The sequence below is a fragment of the Pseudomonas sp. NBRC 111138 genome, from assembly GCF_001320835.1.
In the GTDB taxonomy this organism is placed as follows: domain Bacteria; phylum Pseudomonadota; class Gammaproteobacteria; order Pseudomonadales; family Pseudomonadaceae; genus Aquipseudomonas; species Aquipseudomonas paracarnis.
Map to the genome: position 1 here is coordinate 1 of NZ_BCBO01000114.1, position 24,795 is coordinate 24,795.

Genomic DNA, 24,795 nt, shown 5'->3' on the forward strand with positions numbered 1-24,795 from the left:
CCGGCCTGGGGCGCTGGAGTGAGGAACAGATCGTGCAGTTCCTCAAGACCGGTCGCAACCAGCATGCCGTGGTCTATGGCTCGATGACCGAAGCCTTCAACAACTCCACGCAGTTCATGCAGGACGATGACCTGGCCGCGATCGCTCGCTACCTCAAGTCATTGCCCGGCGACCCCCAGCGTGACGGCAGCCCCTGGCAATATCAGCCGGTAACGGCGCGCTCGGATGTCCCCGGTGCTCACACGTACGCCACCCGCTGCGCCTCCTGCCATGGGCTCGACGGCAAAGGCCAGCCCGACTGGATGCCGCCTCTGGCCGGCGCTACCTCGGCCCTGGCCAAGGAAGATGCGTCCGCGATCAACATCACGCTCAATGGCTCACAGCGCGTGATCACCGCCGGCCTGCCGGATGCCTACCGCATGCCAGCGTTCCGGGAGCAATTGTCCGACTCGGAAATCGCCGACGTGCTGAGCTACGTGCGCGGTACCTGGGGCAACCACGGCGGTGCGGTCGATGCGAAGGCCGTGGGCAAGTTGCGTGGGCATACCGACCCGGCGAGCAGTAGCCCGATCATCCTGCATATGCGCTGATCGGTCGCGATCAACTGTGGGAGCTGGCTTGCCTGCGATGCAAACACCTCGGTTCCTCAGGTAAACCGAGTCGATGCATTCGCAGGCAAGCCAGCTCCCACATTCGGCAATGAGCATCAATGATATAAGCGGCGACTGGCAGGCCGCTCTATTTGCTCTCGTCCGCCTTGCCTTCCTGCATCTGCACCGACGACTGGGTGCCACTGTTGTTGTCTTTAGTGGCGTTGTCGGCGTTGTCAAAACAGCCGTGCAGCATGAATGCGCTGCACAGACCCAGGCACATATAGAGCTTCTTCATGAGGGTTCACCTGCTGGCGAGTGAGTGATATCCGCGTGACGACAGCAACATTCGTCCGCCCATGATCTATCTGTCTGGTACAGAGGCGCGTGCGTTCAAAAAATAGCCCCTTGGCTGACGAATGGGGGCTGCGTTTTATTCAAACGGGATCACCGAGATCTTGCCGTTGCGCTCAAGAATCGCGAAGCGGATCTGCTTGAGCTCGACAAGCCCTTGGGTGGACCGGGCCGCCTCAAGAATGTCACCCTCGTCCAGCCGCGCATGCTTGAGCCGTTTATGCAGCACCTGGCCCTGCTCGACCAGCACCGTCGGCCCGCCATCGAGCACCCGCGCGAACCAGGCTGAACGCTGCTTGGCCAGCGAGAAGCCAATGTCGATGGCAATCAGGGTAGCGATGACCAGCACGGCGTTGGTCATTGAGAAATCTTCGCCCAGCAACGCCTGCTGGGTGGCTTCGCCGATGACCATCAACAAAACCAGGTCAAAGGTGGTGAGCTCGGCCAGCGTGCGCCTGCCGGCAACTTTGAACAGCACCAGCAGCACCAGGTAAATCGCCACAGCCCGCAGTACAGAGTCCATGGTTGCCCCTCGGAACAGTGAATGGGAAACGACCGATTCATACGGATTAGGTGAGCACCGTGCCGCTCAGGTTCATTCTTTCGACGCGTCCCGGCCACCATCTAAAAAGATGATGGTTCCAGCGCCGCTGAATCGGTGAAATGATCGAAATTTCGGCAGCAACCCAGTTGATACCCGGGCGCTGGCAGCGGGTCACAGCTATATATCGATCACGCTGAAGAAGGAATCCCTGTCATGAACGACTCACAACGCGCCTGGGAACTGGCCATGGTGCTGATTGCCAACGGTCGGATCCCCTTCGACCCCGCCAACCCGAGCGGTTCGGTGAAAATCCTGAACAAGCATTTGCAAGCGCTGGAAGCAGCGCTGCATGAACAGGCAAGCACCGGCACGCCGCTCACAGAGATCAGCACCCGTGAGCGCCTGGGCATGAACAACAGCCGCAGGCCCTCGTTGGTGTGTGCCGAATAGGCGTCAGACTTAGGTTCGGCTACAGCCGATCCGACTCGGCAACTGACCCTGCCTGGCCTTCAGCGTGGCTTGCATCGCTTGCGGCAAGGTGCTCCAGAACGTCAGCCCCGAGCGCTCTTCGATGTGATCCACGGTGACCTGGTAATCGCAGAAGTCTGCGCCTTTGGGGGTTTCCTGGTTCATCACGAATGAGGCGTACAGGCCCGTTTCCGGCGAACTGCCGACCACGATGATTTTCCAATAGCCACTGGGGATGGTGTGCACTTTGTTCGTACCCGGCAACGAGCCGACAAAATGCTCATACAGCGGCCCGGTGGCCACATAGACCTGATCGACGCCTGGCTCCTTGCTCAGAGTGCGCTCCTGGTCTTCCAGGCGCGCCCACGGCCCCTGGTTGAGTTCGGCTTTTTGCGGCGTGATGTTCGACAGGTAGTTGAGGGTTTGCCAATCGGCCACCCCCGCCATTGACGCGAGGTTGGCCTGATGCCCACGGTCGATTTTGAGCGCGACGTTGGCGCCGTTGTAATCCACCGGGTCCAGGGTTTCCCCGGCTGGAATATCCGGATCGGTGCGCCAGTCACGGGAACGCCCGCTGGCCGCGGTGGCCTTGGTGATCTTGTAGGACACCCAATTGGCAAACTTGGTCGAACCGTTGTTGTTCAACGTGTAGGCCTGGCGGTTCAACGTCACTGGGCTGCCGCCGGTGGGGCAGCCAACCGCGCAGTTATCGAACTGCAAGGGTGGCGCAGGGAGGACGGCGGATTGGCGTGTGGGCGTGGTACAGGCGGCCATCAACGGGATCAACGAAAACGCCAGGTACTTGAGCGATGTGCTTCCTTGCATGGTGTTACTCCTTGGGATGAATCTGTTAAAAGACTGAATGGCCTCGGCCGATGCGCTTCCTGCGCAAGTCGAGATAACCATTGGAACACATAAACATTTCTAAACAACGACTGCAATCAGGCCAACAAACGTAAACCCTTCGCGCCCCATAACTGTGCTATCCATAACGCCGCCCTCTAGCGGGCGATAGCATCGCGTCATCAATGCACAAGGGACTGTCATCAAGCACGTGGAGGCAAATGTTTAAACAGAGGATGCTCCACGACCATGGCTGAATACCTTCTGCCTCCCGCTGCCCCACACTGGCTGATCCGCCAAGCCATCCCCGACGATGTGCATGCCTTGGTCGCACTGGATGCCTACGCAACCGAGCATGCCAGCCGTCGTGTGTTTATCTATGATGCCGTGGTTCGCCAGCAATGCCTGGTAGCCGCCAACGCTAACGTGTGCGCCGGCTACCTGGTGCTCACCCACGATTTTTTCAACCATGGGTTTATAGCGCTGGTGGTGGTTTCACCGCTGTACCAACGCCAAGGCGTCGCCCTTCGTCTGCTGGCAGCGGCCGAAGCGGCCTGCAAGACGCCCAAGCTGTTCGCGTCGACCAATGCCTCCAACGGCGCGTCCCAGGCCCTGCTGACGAAAGCCGGCTTTATTCCCAGCGGGCAGATCGAGAATCTGGACGATAACGACCCTGAACGTGTGTACGTCAGGTTCATTCGCTGACGATACCTTTTGTAGGAGCGAGCTTGCTCGCGAAACACTCACAGGCGCCGCGCTTATTCAGGGAGCGCGCGTTATCGTTGAGGTTTTTCGCGAGCAAGCTCGCTCCTACAGAAAGCAGAACGCCATCTGCGCTACGCAGGAACCTTTTCTCGAATGCACAATCTGTGGTTCACCCTTTTGAACCGATCGAGACCCTGCGCATGCTTGTGAAAAAAGCCGTCCTCTGCCTGGCACTGCTAAGTGCCGGCTTCATCGCAGGCTATGCGGCCAAACCCACCCCGCAGCTGCAAGTCACCGCTGGCCAACTGATGGAGTGCGGCGAACTCATGATCCCGACGCTTGGGATGTGAGCCGCGCATACCCAGGCAAAAGCCGTTTCAGCCGCCCGAAGTCACGTCCGCAGGGTGCACGTTGAACCCATTGCGCCCCGCCGCCTTCGCACCGTAAAGCGCTGCATCGGCCGCCTCGACCAAACCCAACACCGGCTCCAGCCGTGAGCCCAGGCCCGTCGCAACGCCGATACTCACACTCACGCGCCCGAAGGGGCTGCCTGGGTGTGTGATGTTCTCCTGCTGTAGGCGCGAAAGAATGCGTTGCGCGACCACCGCAGCGCCTGCACTGTCAGTCGCGGGCATGATGACCGCCATTTCTTCTCCGCCATAGCGCGCCACCAGGTCCGAGGGCCGCCGCACGCACGTTTCCAATAACGTGCTGACCGCCTGCAAGCAAGCATCTCCCGCGACGTGACCAAAGGCATCGTTGAAGCGTTTGAAATGGTCGATATCGATCATCAGCAATGCCAGTGACGTACCCTCGCGCTGCGCCCGGCGCGCTTCAACGGCCAGCGTTTCGTCAAAACAGCGGCGGTTGGCGAGGCCGGTCAGCGCATCCTTTTTCGCTAATAGCGCCAATTGCCGATTGGAGTCGAGCAACTGTTGCTGGGCGACACGCAACGCCTCTTCCGCCGCCGTACGCCTGCGGATATCCAGGATCAGAAACCAGCCGATCAGCCCCGTCAGCCCCAACAGCCCCGCCACCACGACCGCTGACAGTGCCGCCTCGATGCGCCACGCCGCGAGGGCTTCGTGCTTGCCCAACGCGACCGTGGTGATCAGCGGCAGGGTTTCGCTTTTGCGAAAGGCATAGAGTCGCTCTACCCCGTCCAGGCTGGAGGTATAGGCCGCAGTGCCCACAGGCTGGTCGACGAGGTACTTGGAATAAATAGGCGAGGTGGAAAAGTTGCGGCCCATGTCCTGCTCGCGGAAGGGGTAACGCACCAGCAACGTGCCGTCGGCGTAGGACAGGCCGATGGCGCCCTCCTGGCCCACATCGAGTTTGCCGAATACCCGCAGAAAGTTTTCCACCCCCAGGGTCACGGCGACCACGCCAGCGAAGTTGCCGGCCGCGTCGTTGAAACGGCGGCTGATGGTCACCACCCATTCATGGTTGGCGCGGCTTTGAATCGGCGGGCCAATAAAAGGTTCAGCGCTCGGATCGTCGCGATGGTGGATGAAATAGGCCCGATCACTGCTATTGGCGCCCTCCGGAATCGCACGATTGGAAGACAGCAGCCACCGGCCCTGATGATCATAAATGGTGATGCCGCTGAGCTGCGGCATCAGCGGCTGCTGTAGGTTGATCAGCGTGCTGATTCGCTGGATTTGCACCGGCCCACTGCCTTCGGTTTCCAGGCGCTCAACCAGCCCCAGCAACAGCAACGAGCTTTGCCGCACGATGCCTTCGGTATAGGTGTTAAGGGCCTGGGTCAGGTTCAAGCCATGCACATCCACTTCCGCCAGCGCACGGTCGCGGGAAGACAGGACTTTCCAAATCGTCAGCGAAGTCAGGGAACAGCCGATCACCAACAGCAACAGCATCACAAGACGGGTATCACGCTTCACGTCAGCACCTTAAGGAAGTCCGGTTTCCGTTCCAGCCATCATTCGAACGTCGGTACTCACAGGGGCAACCGGTTCCAGAGTGCCAGCATACAAGCAGTCTGTGCGGGCTGCAGCAACAGAGTGTGCGGCTGAGCGCCGGCCAGAGGAGCCAGCGCCTTTAATGACCACTATCAAACAGGGTATTGAATGCTAAACCAATCGTTAAGGTCGCCATTAATTCAATATCAATCGACGCGACAAAACTTATACGAAGCGGCACTTCTTGAGCCTAGCTGTACAAGTTTCATCTACCACTCTACCGTTCATCGCCCTTTTTAAAAAATTTCAAAACATCTGCGCACTTGCCCCTATCAGAAAAGATGTCCGTTGCATAAACGGGCAACTAGCGAAACGACATTTCAAAACTGGGAGTATTGTTATGACGACGAGCAATAAAAACCCTGGAAACTTTGCCAATGATCGCGAAAAAGCATCACAGGCGGGAAAGAAAGGTGGACAGGCCTCTGGCGGCAACTTCGCCAACGACCGCGAGAAAGCCTCGGAAGCCGGGCGTAAAGGCGGCCAGAACAGTCATGGTGGTGGACGTAAGTCCTGACCACACGGGCAGTACCGCTGTTCCGTTCGTTAACAAAGGGCATTCATCATGCGTGCGTCCATTGATAATCAGCGCGGCGAGCCAGCTCGCAGGCCGATTGTAGAAGTGCAAACTAAAGCAAGGACTGGCCTGCGTTCTAATACGTCTGCGTGTTACGAACATCAGCAACTTGCTGAACAAGCCGAAGCCACGATAAGTGCATCTAAAACGCCACCCTTGTGTGAAAGGCACTTATAACCGTGCAGCTTGACGCACGCGACTAAGTGCACGTTTCCAGCACAATCGAAGTGAACGTTACATTACCGACATAACGACGAGGTAACTGAACATGACTACTCAAGACAAGCAAGGCCAGATGAGCGTCAGCGAAGCCGGTAAAAAAGGCGGCGAAGCCACTTCTGCGTCCCATGACAAAGAGTTCTACCAGGAGATCGGCAGCAAAGGCGGCCAAAACAGTGGCGGGAACTTCAAGAATGATCCCGAGCGCGCCGCTGAAGCCGGCAGCAAAGGCGGCCAGAACAGCGGGGGCAATTTCAAGAATGACCCCGAACGCGCCGCCGAGGCGGGCAGCAAAGGCGGCCAGAACAGTGGCGGCAATTTTGCCAATGACCGTGAAAAAGCTTCCGAAGCCGGGCGTAAAGGTGGCGAACACAGCCACGGCGGCGGACGCAAAAGCTGATGTGCTTGATGCAGGGGAGCCATGCTCCCCTGCTTTCATTGATGAGGGACACCATGCCTTTACACATTATCAACTTCACCGCACCGGTCACCGCTTCTACGTGCAGCCAACTGATTGAAAAAGCCTCGTTGGCCGTACAACAAGATGCCCAGGGCCTGGTACTGAATATCGCCACCATGGGTGGTGAATGCAGCTACGGCTTTACGATGTACAACTTTTTATTGTCCCTGCCGATTCCGGTGCATACCCATAACCTCGGCACCGTGGAATCCATGGGCAATATCATCTTCCTGGCCGGTGAGCGCAGAACCGCCTGCAAGCACAGTAAATTCCTGTTCCACCCCTTCCACTGGCATGTGCAAGGCGCGGTTGACCACTCGCGCATGTCCGAATATGCGATGAGCCTCGATTACGACTTGCAGTTATACGCACGCATCGTGGCCGAGCGCACCGCCGATGCTGTCGAAAAACTGGAGACCGAAAAGTACCTGATCGCCGCGCCACGCATTCTCGACCCGCAACAAGCGCTGACCGCCGGCTTGATCCATGGGATCGAACTTCCCGTGGTCAAGGCGGACTTCGTGAGCAGCTTCATTCACTCCTAGCACCTTTTATTCAATAGGGGAGCCTCACAATGGACGAAGAAACGATCCGACTCACCGCGTACCGCATTTGGGAACAGCAAGGGAAGCCTGACGGTCAGGATTTCGTGCACTGGTTACAAGCCAGGGAGGAGCTGACAACCCCGCCGACTGACGGCCTGGCAGGCTCGATAGCAAGTAGCGTCACCCCGCCCAACCCGCACCGATCAAAGCGCCAGGCGACCTCCGCCGGGCAAAAAACCCGTAGCAGAAAACCCAACTGCTGAACCCACAGAGCAGAGAGTGAGGACGCGCCTGTCGATAAACCTGCCAGGGTTCTAAAACATCGACAGCCGTCCAAGCGCCATCCCCGCCCCGCCGCCTCTCGATACTGGCATTAAAACATCAACTAATCGCTTGTTTGAATTCTTTCTCTTTGGCAGTTGAAAACGCCCCCTTCTTAATCGAGAGTGGCCGTTCATTCAGGGAGGAATCGATGTGCCCCATCTACAAGCGAACCGAAGTTGCCTGCAATGTAAACAACCGTACGAATCGACGCTGGGTGACCCCGACTTTCTAGTGTCGTCGGCCTCTGACATGCTCTGCCCGGCGTGCCAGCAACACTATGCAGCCGACCTGATGAAAGAGGCACTTCAACGCAGCGTGCAAAAGTTGTGCATGTTGCAGGAGCGACGCAAAAAACAGTAAATACTCGCCTCGCCCCTACCGCCACCCGCATGAACACCGTCCATTAAAAATACATTCATTCGGGTGGCGGCGGCACATAGGGTTTTGCAATAAATGGGACACTGCCAGACGGACGCCACCTTACATTCTCAAGACCGTAGCGCTCGGCCAGCGGTTTACTGATGCGTTTGATCTTTTCATTACGTGACCTGGGAATAATACCAATTCCTGCATCGCAACAGGCCCAATGCCACGCCTCTGCGTTATTCATCACCTCCGCTCTTATAATGAAAGACTTAGGCTCGTGGTGGTATTCGTACTCGATGACATATAAAGAATTTTTCATAACCTCTCCTTCTGATTTTTTGTTATTTGTTCAGAACGAAGGTTCAGAAATTTTGATCTTTTAATGACGACGATCACGCACTTTCCGTCGCACTACCGTTCGTCGGCCTCGCATTAAAAAAATAAAACGGTTCATGCTTCTTCTGTTTCTTAATACTGAGTCTGTTCACTCCAGGCTCTTGGTAAAAACTCCTGTCTTGCCCGCATTCCGTGCGGGCTTTTTTATTCTGCCGCGACGCTTCATCCTGTGGCGAGGGAGCTTGCTCCCGTGACGGCCTGGCAGCCGACGCTTGTCTAACTGACGCACCGAGGTCCAAGCTTGCCTGTCGGACCAAAATCCTCGTCGGCTGTCAGGCCGTCATCGCAGGCAAGCCAGCTCCCACATTCAAGATCGCGGAGCCACTCAATCGTCCTCGTGCACGTGAGCGTCAGCACAGGGCAGTCGGCCGGACTCACCTCCGGCAATCCGTTCCGCCTGATCAATACCGCGTTTGAGCGCGTCATTCACCGTCCATTCGGCACCCGGCAACTGCTTGATGCGTTCAACCACACATTGTCCCGTCGCGGTATAAACGCAGAGCAGGACTTCAATATCAGCGTCCTCCCGCTCCCGGGCCCTGACTTCGATATGGCAGCCGTTTTCAACCTCCTGGGTAAAACACTCTTCGTCGAGTGCCTTGGCGGCCCAGGCTTTATAGGTGTTGCCACGTATAAACATAGCGCTTCTCCAAAACCGTTAGTGGGGTTGGCCATCAACTAACGACTGAAATCCCTAACCAGAATTCAGACTTTCTGCAAGGCCACCTCCATCATGCACCGATAAAAACCCTTTACCGTTTCGCCTGTTAAACCGTTCGTCAGGCGAGGAAACAAATTGTTAAACCAACCCATCGGGCTCTATTCAAAATGTTCGGGAGCGCGGCGAAATGCGCCCTGCAGAGCGGCAGAAAAAGCCAATAGAACCGGTCAGTAGACGCACTTTATCTACTGACGGCAACTTATTGCCGAATGTTTATCACCTGATGGCTCCTGGTGTTAACAAGCGCTTCGCTTAGTTAACGCGCGAGCACAGATTCGGCACAGCAAAACGCAAGTTTCCAATACAGGAGCAAGGCATGAAACGAGCGATGGGTTATTGCCTGGTCACTATCACCAGCCTCTTCTTACTCACCAGTTGCAACCTGGTGGTATTCAACCCCAAGGGGCAAGTAGCAACCGATGAGCGCGACCTGATTATTCTCGCTACAGGCCTGATGCTGCTGGTGGTCGTTCCGGTAATTGTGATGATGTTTGTCTTCGCCTACCGCTACCGCGCCACCAATAAAAAAGCGCGTTACTCCCCCCGCTGGGCCAGTTCACACAAAATCGAAGCGGTGGTATGGGGCGTTCCCCTGCTGATCATCATCGTCCTGGGGTGGGTGACCTGGGAGACCACCCACGCACTCGACCCCTATCGCCCGCTGGAATCAGACACCCCGCCGATCAATGTGCAGGTGGTGGCCACCGACTGGAAGTGGCTGTTTATCTACCCTGACCTGGGCATCGCCAGCGTCAACGAACTGGCCCTGCCGGTGCACACGCCGGTGAGTTTCACCGTCACCTCCGACGCGGCCATGACCTCGTTCTTTATTCCCGCACTCGGCGGGCAGATCTACGCCATGGCCGGCATGCAGACCAAGTTGCACCTGATCGCCAACGAAACCGGTGAGTTCAGAGGGATTGCCGCCAACTACAACGGCCCCGGTTTTTCCGACATGCATTTCACCACGCTGTCCCTGAGCACTGCCGACTTTCAAACCTGGGTGACAAAGGTCAAGGGCGCGGCCACTTCTCTGGACCATAGCTCTTACGCGCAATTGGCCAAGCCCACCCTCAAGCACCCGGTGACCTATTACTCGGCGGTACAGGAGCGCTTGTTCCTGGACATCGTCGATAAATACGAGGGCATGAACAAGGCCAATAAACCCCGGCGCTCGCCATTGAGCGACGCTGCACAACGCACCGATCAACACCCAAGTCTGCTGGCTGAGGAGCGGTAACCATGTTCGGAAAACTGTCGTGGGACGCGATCCCAACCACTGAACCCATTGTGATGTACACCCTGGCCGTCGTGGGCCTGATCGGGGTGGCGCTGGTGGGCTCGATCACCTGGAAACGCAAGTGGGGTTATTTGTGGCGCGAGTGGTTCACCTCGGTGGACCACAAGAAGATCGGTTGCATGTACATCATCGTCGCCCTGGTGATGCTGCTGCGTGGGTTTTCTGATGCGATCATGATGCGCACCCAACAAGCCATGGCCGCCAGCGGCGGGCCGGGTTACCTACCGCCGGAACATTACGACCAGATCTTCACCGCCCACGGTGTGATCATGATCTTCTTCATGGCCATGCCCTTCGTGGTCGGCTTGATGAACATCGTCGTGCCGTTGCAGATCGGCGCTCGGGATGTGGCTTATCCGTTTCTCAACGCCCTGAGTTTCTGGCTGTTCGTGGTGGGTGCGGCGCTGGTGAACATTTCGCTGGGGGTCGGTGAGTTCGCGCGCACCGGCTGGGTCGCGTATCCGCCGTTATCCGAGCTGGGCTACAGCCCCGGCGTCGGCGTGGATTACTACATCTGGTCATTGCAGATATCCGGCATCGGCACGCTGCTCACGGGGGTGAATTTCTTCGTCACCATCCTGAAGATGCGCACCGAAGGCATGACGCTGTTCAAGATGCCGGTGTTCACCTGGAATGCGCTGTGCACCTCGGTGCTGATCCTGGCGGCATTCCCGATCCTCACCGCCACCCTGTTGATGCTGACCCTGGACCGTTACCTGGGCATGCATTTTTTCACCAACGAGGCCGGCGGCAACCCGATGATGTACGTGAACCTCATCTGGGCCTGGGGGCATCCGGAGGTGTACATCCTGATCCTGCCCGCGTTCGGGGTGTTTTCCGAGATTGCCGCCACGTTCAGCAGCAAGCGGCTGTTCGGCTACGTGTCGCTGGTATGGGCGACCATCGCGATCACCGTGTTGTCGTTCATCGTGTGGCTGCATCACTTTTTCACCATGGGCGCGGGGGGCAACGTCAACGCGTTCTTCGGCATCATGACGATGATCATCGCGGTGCCGACCGGGGTGAAAATCTTCACCTGGTTGTTCACCATGTACCGCGGCCGCGTGCGCTTCGAAACGCCCATGCTGTGGACCCTGGGCTTTATCGTGACCTTCAGCATCGGCGGCATGACCGGGGTGCTGCTGGCGGTGCCCGGGGCCGATTTCCTGCTGCACAACAGCCTGTTCCTGATCGCGCACTTTCACAACGTGATCATCGGTGGCGCGGTGTTCGGCTATATGGCCGGCCTGACGTATTGGTTCCCCAAGGCGTTCGGTTTCCGCTTGAACGACAAGCTGGGCCGCATCGCCTTCTGGTGCTGGCTGGTGGGCTTTTATTTCGCGTTCATGCCCTCCTACGTGCTGGGTTTCATGGGCATGACGCGCCGTCTCAATCATTTCGACAACCCCGAGTGGCGGCCCTGGCTGCTGCTGGAGCTGGTGGGGGTGGCAATCATCCTCTGCGGCGTGGCGGCGCAAGCCTTGCAATTGTTTGTCAGCATCCGCAACCATCGTCAATACCGCGACCTCACCGGCGACCCGTGGGACGGGCGCACCCTGGAATGGGCCACCGCGTCCCCGCCGCCGCTGTACAACTTCGCCGAGCAGCCCAAGGTCAATGACCTGGACGCGTACTGGGGCATGAAGGAGCGCGGCGTCAGCACCCTGAGCCACACCGACTATCGCAGCATCCACATGCCGCGCAATACCGCGTCGGGCCTGGTGATCAGCCTGTTTGCGCTGGTCTGCAGCTTTGCGTTGGTGTGGCACATCTGGTGGTTGGCGGCGTTCGGCCTGGTGGCCTCGGTGGTCGCGTTCGTGGTGCGCAGCTACGACGAAGACACCGATTACTTCGTGCCCGCGCAGGAAGTCGCGCGCATCGAAACGGCACGTCTCAAAGACCTGGCAGAGGCTTGACCCATGTCCAATATCGTTATGGAAAAAGACATCGCCCACACCCACGAACAAGGGCATGAAGACGCCGGTTCCCTGAACCTGTTCGGGTTCTGGATCTACCTGATGACCGACTGCATCCTGTTCGCGACCTTGTTCGCCGGCTACGCCGTATTGCGCGACAGCGTGGCGGGCGGGCCGTCGAGCATGGATATTTTCGAACTGCCCTATGTGCTGGCCGAAACCATGCTGCTGCTGTTGAGCAGTATCACCTACGGCTACGCCATGCTCGCCATGAACCACGGCAAGCAACGCGATGTGCTGCGCTGGCTGGGGCTCACGTTCGTGTTGGGCGCGGGCTTTATCGCCATGGAGATCAACGAATTCCACCACCTGATCGAAGAAGGCTACGGGCCGGACCGCAGCGGCTTCCTGACGGCCTTCTTCACCCTCGTGGGCACCCACGGCGCGCACGTGTTGACCGGGCTGATCTGGATGGCGGTGCTGATGGTCCAGGTCAAGCAACGCGGCCTGACCAGCACCAACGCCACCCGGCTCAGTTGCCTGAGCCTGTTCTGGCACTTTCTGGACGTGGTGTGGATCTGCGTCTTTACCGTGGTCTATCTGTTGGGGGTGGTGTGACATGTACAAGCAAAGCTCGCTTCACAGCAGTGCCGGTACCAGCCATGGCAGCAGTCGCTCCTATCTGGTCGGGTTCCTGGTGTCAGTACTGCTCACCCTGATTCCGTTCGCCCTGGTGATGTTCCCGTCACTGCCGCGCACCGTCACCGCCTGGTTGGTAGTGGCGTTGGGCGCGATACAAATCGTGGTCCACCTCAAGTTCTTCCTGCACCTGGACACGGCCGAAGAACAACGCTGGAACCTGATTGCGCTGATTTTCTCGGCGGTCATCATTCTTCTGTTGGTGGGGCTTTCGTTATGGATCATGGACAGTATTCATCACAACATGCTGGCGCACTGAAACACTGGCGGGGGCTGTTCAATACCGCCATCGAGCTCACCAAGCCGGGCATTATTGTCGGCAACCTGGCGTCGGTGCTGGGCGGTTACCTGCTCGCCGGCAGCGGGCATGTGGCCTCGGTGACGCACGGGCTTGCCACCCTGCTCGGCACCGCCCTGGTGATCGGGTGCGGTTGTGTCATCAACAACTGCATTGACCGCGACATCGACCGGCGCATGGTGCGCACCTGTCATCGGCCATTGGCACTGCGCACCATCAGGGTGTCCACTGCCGCAGGCTATGGGATCGTCCTGGGCGCCTGCGGTTTTGGCTTGCTGTGGGGCGGCAGCAATGCGCTGGCGTGTGGGCTGGCAATGGTCGGGCTGGTGATCTATGCGGGGGTCTACACCTACTGGCTCAAGCGACGCTCCCACTGGGCCACCTTGATCGGCAGCGTCTCCGGGGCGATGCCGCCGGTGATCGGCTATTGCGCGGTCACCGGGCGGTTTGACCTTACGGCGTTGCTGCTGATTGTGGTGTTCTGTTGTTGGCAGATGCCGCATTCACACGCCATCAACGTGATGCGCCGCGAGGATTTCCGCGCCGCAGGCCTGCCGCTGTTGAGCCTGGCCCAAGCCCATCGGCAGATCCAGGCGTACATGCTGGCCTTCCTCGCCAGCGCCCTGATGCTAGGCGCGGTGGCGCAGATGGCGGCGTTGTATTTTGTGGTGATGCTAGGGCTGGGGAGTTATTGGCTAACCCTCGCGGCCAGCGGTACACGCCTCGCTGACCCGACCGGCTGGGCACGCAGGATATTCGGGTTTTCGATTGTGTTGGTGCTGGCGCTTGACCTGGCGCTGGCGGTGCTGAGGTAGCTTTGTGGGCGGCGCCCTCGAGGGATGCAATGCTCAAAGCAACGAAGATCAACTGTGGGAGCTGGCTTGCCCGCGAAGACGTCGGCCCACCCAACATTGATGTTGACTGACCCGCCGCTATCGCAGGCAAGCCAGCTCCCACAGGGGATTGCGCTTAACTGACTGGCATTGGGGCAAGCCCGCTCCCACATTTGGGGCACAGTGGCCTGCTCGATCAGGCATCGAGCACCGCCCGGATTTTGCGCGGCAAATCAGCAGGCTGATACGGCTTGGGAATCAACTCGAACTCATGCACCTCTATCTCCGCGCGGGCCAATGCGTCTTTCGCATAGCCGGTAGTCAGCAAGATCCTGATGTGCGGATACAAGCGCGACACCTCCCGCGCCAACGCCGCGCCATTCATCGCGCCGGGCATGATCAAGTCACTGAACACCAGGTCATACGTCGCCTGCTTGAGCATGCCCAACGCCTCGGCGGCATTGAGGGCGATGTCCGTGTGGTAACCGTAGTCAGACAGAATGACCTGCGCCAACTCGGCCACCTCGGGCCGGTCCTCCACGATCAGGATGCGTTCGTTACCTTGCGGTGAGATGGCTGTGGGGGGCTGCTCGACCCACAGCTGGCTGTCATCTGCAGGAAAGTACAAGCGAATCGTCGTACCGATGCCCGGGTCTGAATGAATCCGCGCCGTGCCGCCCGATTGCTTGACGAAGCCGTACACCATCGACAACCCCAGGCCCGAGCCCTGGCCTTCTTCCTTGGTGGTGAAGAACGGCTGCATGACTTTGTCCTGAATACCTGCGTCGATGCCGTTGCCGTTATCCGAGACCGAAATACTCACGTAACAGCCCTCGGTCAACCCATCACGCTCGGCACCGACATCGCCCGGTACCTGGACGTTGCAGGTCTGGACGGTTACCGCTGGGTCCGCACGCCCGCGCAAAGCATCCTGGGCATTGGATAACAGGTGCTGCACTGCCAGCTCCGCCTGGACAGGGTCGATGCGGCAGTTCCACAGATCTTCGGCAAGTTCTACATGCAACTCGACGCCCTGCAGCGCACGTGCCATGAATTCGGGGCGGCTGAGCAAGCTGTTCAAGTTGATCACCCGACTGTCGAGCCGTTGCTTGCGCGAAAACGCCAGCAACTGCTGGGTCAGGGTCTGAGCTTTTTCCGCCGCGGCCCTGGCACGGCTGGCACTGTTGACGATGCGCTGCGGATCGCTACCGGGGCGCTTGGCGCTCTGCTGGATCAAGTCGAGATAACCCATCATCACTTGCAGCAGGTTATTGAAGTCATGGGCAATGCCACCGGTCAGTTGCCCCAGCGCTTCCAGGTCTTGTGCGCGACGCACGCGCTGTTCGGCATCGTGACGCCGGCTCACGTCCAGCTGCGATGCGAAAAAATACACCAGTTGCCCACGTTCGTTGAACAACGGCGAAATGAACAGCTCGTTCCAGAAGGTCGAGCCATCCTTGCGGTAGTTGAGCACCTCGACACAGGCCTCATGGTGCTGCTCAACCGCGCGCTGCACCTGGTGCAGCGCGTTTTTGTCGGTTTGAGGCCCCTGCAAGAACCTGCAATTACGTCCGATCACTTCGTCCAGTTCAAAGCCTGTCAGGGTCAGGAACGCCTGGTTGGCAAAGATGATCGGATTATCAGGCCCCGCGGGGTCGGTCACGATCATTGCACTGTGGCTGGCTTGCATGGCCGCAAAGAACAGGTCTTTGCGGCTGGCAGACAGCATTGCCAATTCCATACCGTCGACCACAGGCTTCTTCTTTGTCGCCAAGGTTCACCTCCAGATACGTGGTACGTGTTCCATGGACCGTGAAAACGCTGCGCAGTGCCATCTTGTGCCGAGCGGACGCGGCGCCCCCCAAGGGCACCGCACGTGTCATTAACGCTTGGCTTGTGTGTCAGGCGCCTCAGAGCGTTGCAAAAACGCTTGCGTAAGCTCTGGCAAGTGCTCGAGCAACCACTGAGCCATGGCGACTTCCTGGGGTAGAATCTTTTCGCACGCCGCTTGTGTCTCGGCGTCACCCGCTGCCTTCGCGGCCGCGATGAGCACCGTGTAGCTGGCCACTTCCATATTTTCAAACACGTAGCCGGCCATCGCGCCCTTGATCACCTCGTCACTCATCAGCGAGCCACCGACCGCCTGACCGAAAGCCATCAGCTTGCCGCCCACGTCTTTAAGGGTCGAGGCACTGCCTCCCAAACGCGTCAGGCATTCGTCAATCAGTTGCTGCTGCCCAAGGGTTTCCTCAATGTGCTCGTCGATTCGCGCCTTGAGTTGGGGGTAATTCTCCAGGCGCTCGGACTGTGCCTTGAGCATTTTCTCGGCCTGTTGCTCCATCGCATGGGCATCACGTAGCCAGTCGAGCAGGTTTTCCTGTGGGGTTGCCATGTCGTTGTCCTCGTCAAGAAAGTCGAAAGCACCGCACGCCCTTCAGCGTGCGGCTATTCTCAATCAAAGGTCGGGCTTGGGCTTGAGGCCCGCCCCCAGGTCAGCGCCGGTGGTGGGGTCGCTGGTGGGGTCCGAGAGCGTGCGGATTTTCATCGCGCTCAGCACCGCTTCATCGTCGGCGTCCAACTGCACGCTGGCGGTGCCGTCACCGCCATCGACCGCCGGTTGTGGGTTTTCCACAAACTCCCAACCGTCACCCTGGTTCCAGGGCCCGCGCAGGTTCTCCGCGCCTTGGGACATGTTGAAGTACACCTGGGTGAACTCCGGTTTGCCCGGCAACTTGCCCTGGGGAAAATTCGGCTGGATCGCATGCAGCGCTTTTTCGAAGGATATCTGGTGAGCGATTTCCCGCGTCATCAAAAAACCCAGCGCATCTTTTACACCCGGGTCATCGGTGACGTTCATCAACCGCTCATAGACAATTTTGGCCCGGGCTTCGGCGGCGATATTCGAGCGCATGTCTGCGGTGGGTTCACCAATAGTGTCGATGTAGGCGGCGGTCCACGGCACGCCGGCAGAGTTGGTCAAAGGCGAACCCGCCCCGTACAGCAGGCTGGTGATATGCGAGTCATTGCCGGCGCCATTGAGGGCACGATACAACTCGCCCTCCTCTTCCACGCCTTCGGCCATTCGCCCCTTGGCGCCCTTGTTGAGCATGACGATGATGGAGCCGACGATCTCCAGATGGCTGAGTTCTTCGGTGGCGATGTCCATCAGCAAATCTTTGCGCCCCGGATCGTCTTCCGCCAAGGCTTGGGTGAAGTAACGGGACGCGGCGGCCAACTCACCTTGGGCGCCGCCAAACTGCTCGAGCAAAAGGTTGGCCAGGCCCGGATTGGGCTCGGCGACGCGGACGGTGTATTGAAGTCGCTTGTTATGTAGAAACATGAACAAATCTCCTCAGGCTTACGGAAAAAGGCGCCCTGCTGGAATGCGCGCCTACCTTGCATGGGAAGTGGCCTGCGCGTGGAAAATTTCAAAATAAACCGACGCCTCACGACCAGCGGTAATGCGCTGCAGGCCAAGCGAAACGGCACTTGTAGCGCAGTTCTCTCAATCGGCGCCGTGGTTTTCCGACTCGGGCACGGCGTCGATGCCGGGCGTACCGTTGGCGGGCTTGATGCTGGCGTCAGCGGGCGTTGCGGCGCTGTCGGGATGGTCCCAATCGGTGGTCGCGTTGGGGTCTTCGTCGCGCCCGGCAGTGCCGATGACGCAACCGTCTTCATTGGGTGCGTCTGGATGCTCGAGCGGCCGGTACTGTGGGTTGGATGGGTTGTGTTTCATGGCTGAAAAGCTCCCGTTCACAGGTTAGGAACCTCGTTGGAACCACACCCTTTTTTGGAGTGCGACGAAAAAGACGAATGGCAGGACCGTTAACTAAACCAGCAGTTTCGATCTGATTAATATCAAAGCGCTGGCCGGCAATAAAAGTTATACGAAGCGGCGCATCAACCAAGTTTCTGTATAACTTTTTCAGCGAAATTACCGTTCGTCGCCGGTTAGAAAAATCGGTAAAACATTTTTCAAAAAGCCAATATCGGAATAAGTGTCCGTTGCGAAACGGCCAACTAACGAAACGCAAACTTAGCGACTGGAGAACTATCATGACTACAGGTAATAAAAACCCGGGCAACTTTGCCAATGATCGCGAAAAAGCCTCCGAAGCCGGTAAAAAAGGCGGCCAAGCGTCGGGCGGGAACTTCGCCAACGACCGTGAAAAAGCCTCGGAAGCCGGCCGTAAAGGTGGGCAGCACAGCCATGGCGGCGGTCGGAAGTCGGGTTCTTGAGTAACGGTGGGAGGGGCAGCCTGGCTGCCCCTTCAAACCAAACGCACAGAACATAAGTGACATATTCATCACTGATAAATAATCGTAAACGTCGCCGACGCATTGGCCGGGCCTGGCGTGACTCGGTTGGCGGTTTGCAGATAACGGGCACGCAAGCGGATGTTGTAGCTGGACTCGAAGGACAGTGGGTTAATACCGCTGGCCCGATTCATCCCCAGGGGTACCGGGGTACTGTCTAGTGTCGCTACTTGGATGCCGACTCCGCTTGCGGCAGGCGAATTACCTGTGCCTGTGGGATCAATGCTCAGCACGCCCGTACTGGCATTGATCGCCGGGCGCGAGGAGTCGATGCGAAATTGCAGGGTGTTACCCGCTAGGGTTCCGCCGGAGCCAACGCCGGTGGGTGAATTACCACTTTGCGAAAGCCAGCCAGGTCCGGTGGTGGAATAGGTGCCATGGAACGCCGGGCAATCATTCAAGTTGATGGAAAAATCTGTCCACCCTGTGGCGCTGTTAAGCCCGGTGAACTTATTGGTCAAGTGCGTCCCCATCGGCACTGAAACATCCGGCGTACTGCAGGTGCGCGAGACAATCTGGATACTGCCGGAGATGCCCATCCTGAAACCCTGCATCCTGGCATCGCCGAAGTTGCCAAACAGGCTCACGACCGGCAATGAGCTGCCCGCCAATACACCTGGCGTTACTTCCCCTAGTTTGATCAGTATCAATTCGAAGTTCGAAGGTCCATCAAACGGAATCAGGCAGCGAGAGCCCGATGTGCAGGCAGTCCAGGATTTGTTGGTTTGCCTGGGCAGCACGCCGCCGAGACTATTGATAACCACCCCCAGCCCTGGAATTCGGGTTCTGTAGACCTTGTTGGCATAGGGGCCGCTGGACCAATTGGCTAAGCCAGAAGTCGCCTCGACCGTCAACTCGGTCCACTGTTGAAACGGAGCAAACCGGCAGTCCAGCTCGGGTGCCTGGCCCAAGGCCATGCTGAAGCGCTGTCGATAGACTTCGGCGCCCACCGGCACATCACGTCCGACGGTAATCGCCGAGACCTGCAATGGCATGTTGCCCACTGCGGCCTGGATACCGTTGTTATATGTACAGGTCACTGCCATGGCCGTATCGGCCATCGCCCAAAGTGCCGCCAGCGCTAGGCTGGGTTTGATCAAAGCGCCCATGTTCATAACGGTACCTTTTGCATGTTGTTGGGCGGCGTGCTGCCCGCGACCTGTTTGCCGGCGGCGCAAATAGCGTCCACCTGCTGCAATTGCTGGCCCTCGCCGGGGCCGGGAGGAATCATCAGGGCACACTGTTGATGGGTCTTGCTGCCCCAGTTGATCAACAACTGGCGGGTTTCTGGCTTGATCCGGGCATAGAGCAGACCGCCCTGCCCGACCATCCCCACCGAGGCGCCTTCGCCGTCGGTCACGCCTGCGCCAAATGGCAAGCTGCTGCCATCGTCCAGGCGCACATTGAGCAGCACCGCACGGCCCTGATTAGTGGTGTATTTAAGATGCACCACGGCGCCAGCGCGTGGGGCGACTTGTTGGCTGGTCTCGTTGAGTTCGACATCCAGCGAACTGCCAATCGGGTCGATGGCCACCTCGTTCAGCTCATAAGGCCGCAGGTACGGCACCACGGCATTGCCGCGACTGTCGAGCGTCAGGCCGGGGTACCCCGAAACCTTGGCGCCCGCGGCACCCGGCGCACTGACCACCGCCATGGTTTCGCCGCGGTACGGCGTCATGGTCACGCCCTCTGCATGGGCCACCACGGTGCCGCTGGCGCCCATCGAGGCGCTGGTATAGCCATCGCCACGCCCCAGTGCCGCACTGAGCATGGCTCGCCCACCCGTGTACTGACCGTTAAGCGCGGCGCTCTTGCTGTGGTTGGCGCCGTCATGGCCGAAATTGGCGCTATAGCCATATTGACGGTCTTGGCCGGCGGTGCCGCTGATACCGGCCTGCTCACTGTAATTGCCTTGGGTATCGCGGCCCACCTGCGCGGTTATTTGCGGAGTGTTACCCGACGCGCCGAAATCCAGGGGCATGCTCATGGTCAGCAAAAAGCTGTTCTCCATGTCGCCCAGCCCCATGCGGCTGCGGTTGGCATTCACACTGAAGCTGACGCGGTTGAACTGCTTGCTGTAGCTGAACTGGTACTGCACATCACTGCCCGGCTGATTCCAGTAGTTTTGCGCGTAACCGCTGATGGAGACTTGCCCCCAAGCCCCAAGGTTCTGGTCGGCGGTCACCGAAAAACGGCTGCGCGGGCGACCGAACATGCTCGAATCCCAGCCATTTTTCTCGGCATCCAGCAGTTGGATGGCGTTGCTGAAATCCAGGTAGTCCTGAGTGGAAAACCGATAGGCTGCCAGCGAGAAGTTACTGCCGGTACTGAGCACATTCTTGCTGTACGACACCCGCATGCTCTGGCCCTTGGCAGCGCCGCCGGCCAGGTCGGTCTGGGCGTGCGTGATGTCCACGGCCATCGCACCGATGGGTGTGCCGAACGCCAGGCCGGTGAGCACCGCCGTGTAGTCATCGCTCGATTGCAGACCGGCAAAACCGGTGAAGGTATTGTTCAAGCCGTACTGCACAGTCCCTTGCAGCAGGCGCGCCTGATCGTCGACGAAGTTGTTGCGGGTTTCACCCGCAGTGAGGCTGAACCGCGAGGTGCCGGGGCGCAGCAACTGGCTGACCGAGGCGTAGGGCACGATAAAGTTCTGCTCAGTGCCGTCGGCTTCGGCCACGCTCACGCTGAGGTCGCCACCATAGCCGGTGGAGTACAGGTCATCGATCACGAACGCGCCGGGCGCCACGGTGGTTTCCAGCAAGATATTGCCGGCCTGGCGAATGGTTACCCGCGCATTGGTGCGGGCAATACCCCGGATGACCGGCGCATACCCGCGCATCGAATCGGGCAGCATGCGGTCGTCAGTGGACAGTTGCACACCGCGGTAGGACAAGGTGTCGAAGATCTCGCCGGTGGTGTTGGACTCACCCACCGTCAGTTGGCTTTTCAACGCGGTGATATCACGCTGGGCGTATGTGTCCAGAGCCTGGTACCGGCTGCCCAAACGTGACTGCCAGCTCATGGACGCGTTGTGGCGCAGGCGCCAGTCCCCCAGGTTCAGGCCCGCGTTGAGGCCCATGAACGCCGAATCGGAGTTGCCACTGCGGGTGCGGTTACGATTGGCGTTGAAGTTGTAGCTGAGCATGGCGGCCGTCACGCCACGGTCCCACAACTGCGGGCTGACGTAACCCCGCGCATTACGCTTGAGCGCCACCTGGGGAATGCTCAAGTCCAGCGCCTGGTTCTCTGGGGAGAAGTTCGCGGTAGCGCCAGGGATTACCTGCCCCACTGCCGGGCACGCCTGACTGTCGAGCATCGTGCTGGCCTCGGGCGTAAGGCTGGCCATTTGCACACCCTGGCGCTCAAGCAAGCCACGGTTCATACACACCACCGGCTTGCTGCCGTCGGCCTGGGCGTCAATGCGAATATCCTGCCGGTTGTTCAGTTGCCCGTTGAGGATGATGTCGGCTCGGTATTGGCCTGGCATCACCGGGTTGCCGGCCTGGTAGGCACTCAGGTCAAGATTGCGCGAGTCTTCGGGCAGGAAGGCGTCATTAAACTGCACTTCTTGCGCCAGTGCGCCTTGCATGCCCCACACGCCTGGAGCAATGGCCAATGCCTTGAGGATCAGGGCAGTGAGCGGATTCAAGGCGAAGCGAGGCCGCGCCCGCAGAAAAAGCCTGGAGCAAGAAAAGGTCGACATAGATGACTCGCGGTTAAAAACGTCAGGAATGGATCAGGGCTGCAGCGTGTTGTGGGTCGGGACCAACGCGCCGTAATCGTTGATGGCGCTGAATTCCACCTGGGCCTGGCTCGACGGCCTGGCCTTGAGCGTGGGCAGCGCGAACTGCCGGGTTTCTCCAGGGCCGACCATGCCGTCCTCACTGCGATAGCGTTGGTTACCCGCCACCAGGTCCAACTCGATCAGCGAGACGTGGAACGCCGACGGGTTGTACGCCTTCAGCGCCAGGCCTTGGCCATCGCGTGCCGTAACCAATTGCCACTGCACCTGCTCAACCGCCTCATTGGGATTTCCAGGCAAGCCGACCGGGCGATAGAACAGCTTGATGCGCGAACGGAAAGCCATTTGCAGCGTATTAAGGTCTGCACCCGCCTCGGGTTTGGGCGGGATTTCGAGAACGTTGAGCCAGAACACCGACTCTTTGTCCTGCGCCAAAGGCGCGCCGGTAAAGAGCACTCGCAAGCTTTGGCCCTTGGTCGGGTCAATGCGCGCCACCGGGGGCGACAATAGGAACGGCGCCTTGGAGCTGGTGGGTGTCGATTCGACGCTGCCGGTGTCGATCCATGATTGGACCAGTGCGGGCAACGTGCCGTTATTGTTCAGTTTTACGGTGATTTCTTTCTGGTCCGCCGGATAGACCAGGCGCGTACCGGTAATCACCACTGCAGCGAATGCATGGGAACACATCAGTGTGGCCAGGCCGATCAGCACCAGTGGTTTGAATGCACGTGTGCACGACATAGAGCAATCCCTTTACCGTCTGGATGCACGCCCTTCAATACCGAGCAGGGCGTGTGTCCAAAGCCTGCGACTTACTGATAATTGATGGAGTAAGTCACGGAGCCCACAACGGTGCCCGGCGTGGTAGCCGACTGGGCGTAGTACTGAACGGCGTACGGCAGCACAGCGGTCAGGGCAGTTGGGTCAACAGTTACGCGGCTGGTGGAGGTAACCTGAGACGTGTTGCCGGCCTTGATCGCGTTGCCATTGGTGGCATCCACCAACTGCAGTTGAACCTTGGTGGCTGAACCGCTGATGTTCTTCACATTACCGCTGGCCGGATCAACACCACCGCCCGACTCAAAGAACGCCGCCGCGGTTTTGATCGCAGCAGAGCACTTGCTCAGTTCGATGTTGAAACCGGTCTGGCCAGCTACTTGCCCGGCGGAAGCCAAGGAAGCGGTGGAGATGGTTGGCAAGGTGACGGTGGTCGCGCCGGAAGCTGCTGCACCATTGACGGCCACTTGGCAGGTTTCGGCTTTCAGCTCACCGTTGAAATCAATTTTGCCGTCCGAAGCCATGGCAGCAGAAGAGACGGTGGCAGCGACCAGTACAGCGAGGGCGCGAGCTTTGTAATTCATGAGTAACTCCGAGAGCACGATAGACTTGATTAAGTTTTGAAGTTCCCTGGACGGGAAATACTTCTGCGTTGTTGCGAAGTGAAGTGTAAGCAGCGCACTTAATTTTCAAAATAGGAGTGCTCTGAAAAACAAATAACCCGGGCAAATTACCTTATAAACAGGCGATTAAAAGCAACAAACAAAGCCCCCCACCATAGTGGGCTGGCTTTAATAAGCCAACAGACAAAGCGTCTATAGGAGTGGTCCTAAAAGCGCGCCTGAACGGTATATTTAAATCCAGCTTATATAATGGGTCATCGTTATTCTGATCATCAGATGTTGATTGACCCACCGTTATCGCAGCCTAAGCATCTACACAACTTCGAGGTTAGGCTGGACCCGTGGCGGTCTGACAGCCGACGCTTATTTACCTGGCGCCCCGCGATCCAACTGTGGGAGCGGGCTTGCTCGCGAAGGCGACCTGACAGTCAACACAGTTGGATTGGGTACATATCCGTTCCTGCGGTAACGGCCACCTAGGGTTCCGCCCTGACGGCGGCTCCCTTTTGAACAGCGCAAAAGCAAGCAAAACGCTCTTGCCCCACCACTCGGCACCTCGCCCAGGCGCGGTGTGCCCGTAATCCGCCAGTGATTTGGGGGCCGCCTGAGCGGCTCGCTTCGCATCGTGGTTACCATTGAGCGCTACAGAGTTGTATAGATACCCATGGCTATCGCAGGCAAGCTCTAATGCCGTTCAGTTAAGGCATTTTGTAGGAGCGAGCTTGCTCGCGAAAAACTCACAGGCGCCGCGCTCATTCAGGAAGCACACATTATCGTTGACGTTTTTCGCGAGCAAGCTCGCTCCTACAGAGGGCGATATACGCTTAACTGAACGGCATTAAGGCAAGCCCCACCTGTGAGAACGAGCGGGTACAGCAACGAGGCTATGCTGGCGCAGGCCTTTGACCAAGCAGCACGCTGAGACGCTCGGCAATCTGCTGCGCTGGCCAGTCACGCTCATCGCGCAATAGCCGTCCCAGGCTTTCGACAGTGCCCACCAGGTCGTCCCGCTCCAGCCCCAGCGCCGCCTCGTGCAGACGCTGAACTGCCTGCAACGCTTGGCTTCGCTCGCGCAAGGCCAGTGCCTCGATCAAGTCGTTGAAGGCCGTGCGCAGGATATGCGACTCCTCCTCTGGCTCTTCCTTGGGCATTGCCGGCAGCGGACCTTGCGGCATGTCACACCAAAGCTCGAT

28 protein-coding genes and 1 pseudogene are annotated in these 24,795 nt (G+C 58.7%); 14 read left to right on the forward strand and 15 right to left on the reverse strand.

Features of this window, described 5'->3' with window-relative positions:
• On the forward strand, positions 1-590 hold a 590-nt coding region (locus APH41_RS20710), incomplete at its 5' end, for a cytochrome c (RefSeq protein ID WP_156359073.1).
• 148 nt (positions 591-738) lie between these two features.
• Here APH41_RS20710 and APH41_RS29105 read toward each other — a convergent pair.
• Complete coding sequence (locus APH41_RS29105) at positions 739-888, reverse strand: hypothetical protein (protein ID WP_003190489.1); 150 nt, start codon at positions 886-888, stop codon at positions 739-741.
• A 135-nt stretch (positions 889-1,023) separates the two neighbouring features.
• Entirely contained in the window at positions 1,024-1,467 is a 444-nt protein-coding gene (locus APH41_RS20715) for a DUF421 domain-containing protein (RefSeq protein ID WP_014718042.1), read from the reverse strand.
• 234 nt (positions 1,468-1,701) lie between these two features.
• Here APH41_RS20715 and APH41_RS20720 point away from each other — a divergent pair, with 234 nt between their 5' ends.
• The gene (locus APH41_RS20720; RefSeq protein ID WP_054921128.1) at positions 1,702-1,938 is read left to right on the forward strand and encodes a hypothetical protein; all 237 of its coding nucleotides are present in this window, start codon (positions 1,702-1,704) and stop codon (positions 1,936-1,938) included.
• Between the two features lie 9 nt (positions 1,939-1,947).
• Here APH41_RS20720 and APH41_RS20725 read toward each other — a convergent pair whose 3' ends face one another.
• Positions 1,948-2,781: a DNA/RNA non-specific endonuclease gene (locus APH41_RS20725; protein WP_054921131.1), complete on the reverse strand. Its 834-nt coding sequence runs from the start codon at positions 2,779-2,781 to the stop codon at positions 1,948-1,950.
• Positions 2,782-3,048: 267 nt separating this feature from the next.
• Between APH41_RS20725 and APH41_RS20730 the strand changes: the two genes are divergently transcribed.
• Together APH41_RS20730 and APH41_RS29110 are read left to right on the forward strand one after the other, a co-directional pair.
• Positions 3,049-3,504 carry a GNAT family N-acetyltransferase gene (locus tag APH41_RS20730; protein WP_034127108.1) on the forward strand — a complete coding sequence of 152 codons (456 nt, stop codon included), beginning with the start codon at positions 3,049-3,051 and terminating at the stop codon, positions 3,502-3,504.
• A gap of 200 nt (positions 3,505-3,704) precedes the next feature.
• A complete protein-coding gene (locus tag APH41_RS29110; RefSeq protein WP_019821496.1) occupies positions 3,705-3,854 on the forward strand; it encodes a hypothetical protein in 150 nt (49 codons plus the stop codon).
• A gap of 27 nt (positions 3,855-3,881) precedes the next feature.
• Here APH41_RS29110 and APH41_RS20740 read toward each other — a convergent pair whose 3' ends face one another.
• Entirely contained in the window at positions 3,882-5,405 is a 1,524-nt protein-coding gene (locus APH41_RS20740; protein ID WP_054921133.1) for a sensor domain-containing diguanylate cyclase, read from the reverse strand.
• A 418-nt stretch (positions 5,406-5,823) separates the two neighbouring features.
• On the opposite strand from APH41_RS20740, the gene APH41_RS28405 reads away from it, so the two are divergent.
• The 4 genes from APH41_RS28405 to APH41_RS28410 all read left to right on the forward strand — a co-directional run bounded on the left by APH41_RS28405 (position 5,824) and on the right by APH41_RS28410 (position 7,547).
• The gene (locus APH41_RS28405; RefSeq protein ID WP_003190478.1) at positions 5,824-6,000 is read left to right on the forward strand and encodes a general stress protein; all 177 of its coding nucleotides are present in this window, start codon (positions 5,824-5,826) and stop codon (positions 5,998-6,000) included.
• Positions 6,001-6,328: 328 nt separating this feature from the next.
• Positions 6,329-6,679: a general stress protein gene (locus APH41_RS20745; protein WP_014718036.1), complete on the forward strand. Its 351-nt coding sequence runs from the start codon at positions 6,329-6,331 to the stop codon at positions 6,677-6,679.
• A 53-nt stretch (positions 6,680-6,732) separates the two neighbouring features.
• A complete protein-coding gene (locus APH41_RS20750) occupies positions 6,733-7,284 on the forward strand; it encodes an ATP-dependent Clp protease proteolytic subunit (protein ID WP_014718035.1) in 552 nt (183 codons plus the stop codon).
• 29 nt (positions 7,285-7,313) lie between these two features.
• A complete protein-coding gene (locus APH41_RS28410) occupies positions 7,314-7,547 on the forward strand; it encodes a DUF2934 domain-containing protein (protein WP_082430481.1) in 234 nt (77 codons plus the stop codon).
• A gap of 476 nt (positions 7,548-8,023) precedes the next feature.
• Here the strand turns inward: APH41_RS28410 and APH41_RS28420 are convergent, their stop codons facing one another.
• Together APH41_RS28420 and APH41_RS20755 are read right to left on the reverse strand one after the other, a co-directional pair.
• Positions 8,024-8,293 carry a DUF6555 family protein gene (locus APH41_RS28420; protein ID WP_082430483.1) on the reverse strand — a complete coding sequence of 90 codons (270 nt, stop codon included), beginning with the start codon at positions 8,291-8,293 and terminating at the stop codon, positions 8,024-8,026.
• Positions 8,294-8,695: 402 nt separating this feature from the next.
• Positions 8,696-9,010 carry a hypothetical protein gene (locus APH41_RS20755; protein WP_054921136.1) on the reverse strand — a complete coding sequence of 105 codons (315 nt, stop codon included), beginning with the start codon at positions 9,008-9,010 and terminating at the stop codon, positions 8,696-8,698.
• Positions 9,011-9,407: 397 nt separating this feature from the next.
• On the opposite strand from APH41_RS20755, the gene cyoA reads away from it, so the two are divergent.
• From cyoA to cyoE, 5 genes are read left to right on the forward strand one after another with little or no spacing between them, the layout of a single operon-like run.
• Positions 9,408-10,331, forward strand: coding sequence for a ubiquinol oxidase subunit II (gene cyoA, locus APH41_RS20760; protein WP_054921139.1), 924 nt, complete (start codon positions 9,408-9,410; stop codon positions 10,329-10,331).
• A gap of 2 nt (positions 10,332-10,333) precedes the next feature.
• Positions 10,334-12,307, forward strand: a complete 1,974-nt coding sequence (cyoB, locus tag APH41_RS20765) for a cytochrome o ubiquinol oxidase subunit I (RefSeq protein ID WP_054921143.1) — start codon at positions 10,334-10,336, stop codon at positions 12,305-12,307.
• 3 nt (positions 12,308-12,310) lie between these two features.
• The gene (locus tag APH41_RS20770) at positions 12,311-12,925 is read left to right on the forward strand and encodes a cytochrome o ubiquinol oxidase subunit III (RefSeq protein ID WP_054921145.1); all 615 of its coding nucleotides are present in this window, start codon (positions 12,311-12,313) and stop codon (positions 12,923-12,925) included.
• 1 nt (position 12,926) lies between these two features.
• Positions 12,927-13,265 carry a cytochrome o ubiquinol oxidase subunit IV gene (gene cyoD / locus APH41_RS20775; protein WP_034127103.1) on the forward strand — a complete coding sequence of 113 codons (339 nt, stop codon included), beginning with the start codon at positions 12,927-12,929 and terminating at the stop codon, positions 13,263-13,265.
• Positions 13,223-14,119: a heme o synthase gene (gene cyoE / locus APH41_RS20780; RefSeq protein ID WP_054921147.1), complete on the forward strand. Its 897-nt coding sequence runs from the start codon at positions 13,223-13,225 to the stop codon at positions 14,117-14,119. Before cyoD ends, cyoE begins: the two co-directional genes overlap by 43 nt.
• Positions 14,120-14,333: 214 nt before the next feature.
• Here the strand turns inward: cyoE and APH41_RS20785 are convergent, their stop codons facing one another.
• The 4 genes from APH41_RS20785 to APH41_RS20800 form a co-directional block, all read right to left on the reverse strand.
• Positions 14,334-15,911, reverse strand: coding sequence for a histidine kinase famiy protein (locus tag APH41_RS20785; RefSeq protein ID WP_172415510.1), 1,578 nt, complete (start codon positions 15,909-15,911; stop codon positions 14,334-14,336).
• A 108-nt stretch (positions 15,912-16,019) separates the two neighbouring features.
• Positions 16,020-16,529, reverse strand: coding sequence for a ferritin-like domain-containing protein (locus APH41_RS20790; RefSeq protein ID WP_019821478.1), 510 nt, complete (start codon positions 16,527-16,529; stop codon positions 16,020-16,022).
• A 63-nt stretch (positions 16,530-16,592) separates the two neighbouring features.
• Positions 16,593-17,477 (reverse strand): manganese catalase family protein, encoded by an 885-nt coding sequence (locus tag APH41_RS20795; RefSeq protein ID WP_014718025.1) that lies wholly within the window; start codon positions 17,475-17,477, stop codon positions 16,593-16,595.
• A 165-nt stretch (positions 17,478-17,642) separates the two neighbouring features.
• Positions 17,643-17,873, reverse strand: coding sequence for a hypothetical protein (locus APH41_RS20800; protein ID WP_054895704.1), 231 nt, complete (start codon positions 17,871-17,873; stop codon positions 17,643-17,645).
• A gap of 320 nt (positions 17,874-18,193) precedes the next feature.
• Between APH41_RS20800 and APH41_RS20805 the strand changes: the two genes are divergently transcribed.
• Positions 18,194-18,376, forward strand: a complete 183-nt coding sequence (locus APH41_RS20805) for a general stress protein (RefSeq protein ID WP_003190457.1) — start codon at positions 18,194-18,196, stop codon at positions 18,374-18,376.
• A gap of 68 nt (positions 18,377-18,444) precedes the next feature.
• Here the strand turns inward: APH41_RS20805 and APH41_RS20810 are convergent, their stop codons facing one another.
• From APH41_RS20810 to APH41_RS20830, 5 genes and pseudogenes are all read right to left on the reverse strand, one after another.
• Entirely contained in the window at positions 18,445-19,563 is a 1,119-nt protein-coding gene (locus APH41_RS20810; protein WP_229999502.1) for a fimbrial protein, read from the reverse strand.
• Between the two features lie 2 nt (positions 19,564-19,565).
• The gene (locus tag APH41_RS20815) at positions 19,566-22,163 is read right to left on the reverse strand and encodes a fimbria/pilus outer membrane usher protein (RefSeq protein ID WP_044273270.1); all 2,598 of its coding nucleotides are present in this window, start codon (positions 22,161-22,163) and stop codon (positions 19,566-19,568) included.
• 33 nt (positions 22,164-22,196) lie between these two features.
• On the reverse strand, positions 22,197-22,943 hold the full coding sequence (locus APH41_RS20820; protein ID WP_054921152.1) for a fimbria/pilus periplasmic chaperone: 747 nt from the start codon (positions 22,941-22,943) through the stop codon (positions 22,197-22,199).
• A gap of 71 nt (positions 22,944-23,014) precedes the next feature.
• A complete protein-coding gene (locus tag APH41_RS20825; RefSeq protein WP_003190448.1) occupies positions 23,015-23,563 on the reverse strand; it encodes a fimbrial protein in 549 nt (182 codons plus the stop codon).
• A 923-nt stretch (positions 23,564-24,486) separates the two neighbouring features.
• A pseudogene (locus APH41_RS20830) lies at positions 24,487-24,795 on the reverse strand (histidine kinase); the annotation flags it as partial.

Bases quoted from the DNA above. Each gene is read 5' to 3' on its own strand.
- APH41_RS29105 (WP_003190489.1), bottom strand. From the start codon at position 888: ATGAAGAAGCTCTATATGTGCCTGGGTCTGTGCAGCGCATTCATGCTG.
- APH41_RS20715 (WP_014718042.1), bottom strand. From the start codon at position 1,467: ATGGACTCTGTACTGCGGGCTGTGGCGATTTACCTGGTGCTGCTGGTG.
- APH41_RS20720 (WP_054921128.1), top strand. From the start codon at position 1,702: ATGAACGACTCACAACGCGCCTGGGAACTGGCCATGGTGCTGATTGCC.
- APH41_RS20725 (WP_054921131.1), bottom strand. From the start codon at position 2,781: ATGCAAGGAAGCACATCGCTCAAGTACCTGGCGTTTTCGTTGATCCCG.
- APH41_RS20730 (WP_034127108.1), top strand. From the start codon at position 3,049: ATGGCTGAATACCTTCTGCCTCCCGCTGCCCCACACTGGCTGATCCGC.
- APH41_RS29110 (WP_019821496.1), top strand. From the start codon at position 3,705: ATGCTTGTGAAAAAAGCCGTCCTCTGCCTGGCACTGCTAAGTGCCGGC.
- APH41_RS28405 (WP_003190478.1), top strand. From the start codon at position 5,824: ATGACGACGAGCAATAAAAACCCTGGAAACTTTGCCAATGATCGCGAA.
- APH41_RS20745 (WP_014718036.1), top strand. From the start codon at position 6,329: ATGACTACTCAAGACAAGCAAGGCCAGATGAGCGTCAGCGAAGCCGGT.
- APH41_RS20750 (WP_014718035.1), top strand. From the start codon at position 6,733: ATGCCTTTACACATTATCAACTTCACCGCACCGGTCACCGCTTCTACG.
- APH41_RS28410 (WP_082430481.1), top strand. From the start codon at position 7,314: ATGGACGAAGAAACGATCCGACTCACCGCGTACCGCATTTGGGAACAG.
- APH41_RS28420 (WP_082430483.1), bottom strand. From the start codon at position 8,293: ATGAAAAATTCTTTATATGTCATCGAGTACGAATACCACCACGAGCCT.
- APH41_RS20755 (WP_054921136.1), bottom strand. From the start codon at position 9,010: ATGTTTATACGTGGCAACACCTATAAAGCCTGGGCCGCCAAGGCACTC.
- cyoA (WP_054921139.1), top strand. From the start codon at position 9,408: ATGAAACGAGCGATGGGTTATTGCCTGGTCACTATCACCAGCCTCTTC.
- cyoB (WP_054921143.1), top strand. From the start codon at position 10,334: ATGTTCGGAAAACTGTCGTGGGACGCGATCCCAACCACTGAACCCATT.
- APH41_RS20770 (WP_054921145.1), top strand. From the start codon at position 12,311: ATGTCCAATATCGTTATGGAAAAAGACATCGCCCACACCCACGAACAA.
- cyoD (WP_034127103.1), top strand. From the start codon at position 12,927: ATGTACAAGCAAAGCTCGCTTCACAGCAGTGCCGGTACCAGCCATGGC.
- cyoE (WP_054921147.1), top strand. From the start codon at position 13,223: ATGGATCATGGACAGTATTCATCACAACATGCTGGCGCACTGAAACAC.
- APH41_RS20790 (WP_019821478.1), bottom strand. From the start codon at position 16,529: ATGGCAACCCCACAGGAAAACCTGCTCGACTGGCTACGTGATGCCCAT.
- APH41_RS20795 (WP_014718025.1), bottom strand. From the start codon at position 17,477: ATGTTTCTACATAACAAGCGACTTCAATACACCGTCCGCGTCGCCGAG.
- APH41_RS20800 (WP_054895704.1), bottom strand. From the start codon at position 17,873: ATGAAACACAACCCATCCAACCCACAGTACCGGCCGCTCGAGCATCCA.
- APH41_RS20805 (WP_003190457.1), top strand. From the start codon at position 18,194: ATGACTACAGGTAATAAAAACCCGGGCAACTTTGCCAATGATCGCGAA.
- APH41_RS20810 (WP_229999502.1), bottom strand. From the start codon at position 19,563: ATGGGCGCTTTGATCAAACCCAGCCTAGCGCTGGCGGCACTTTGGGCG.
- APH41_RS20815 (WP_044273270.1), bottom strand. From the start codon at position 22,163: ATGTCGACCTTTTCTTGCTCCAGGCTTTTTCTGCGGGCGCGGCCTCGC.
- APH41_RS20820 (WP_054921152.1), bottom strand. From the start codon at position 22,943: ATGTCGTGCACACGTGCATTCAAACCACTGGTGCTGATCGGCCTGGCC.
- APH41_RS20825 (WP_003190448.1), bottom strand. From the start codon at position 23,563: ATGAATTACAAAGCTCGCGCCCTCGCTGTACTGGTCGCTGCCACCGTC.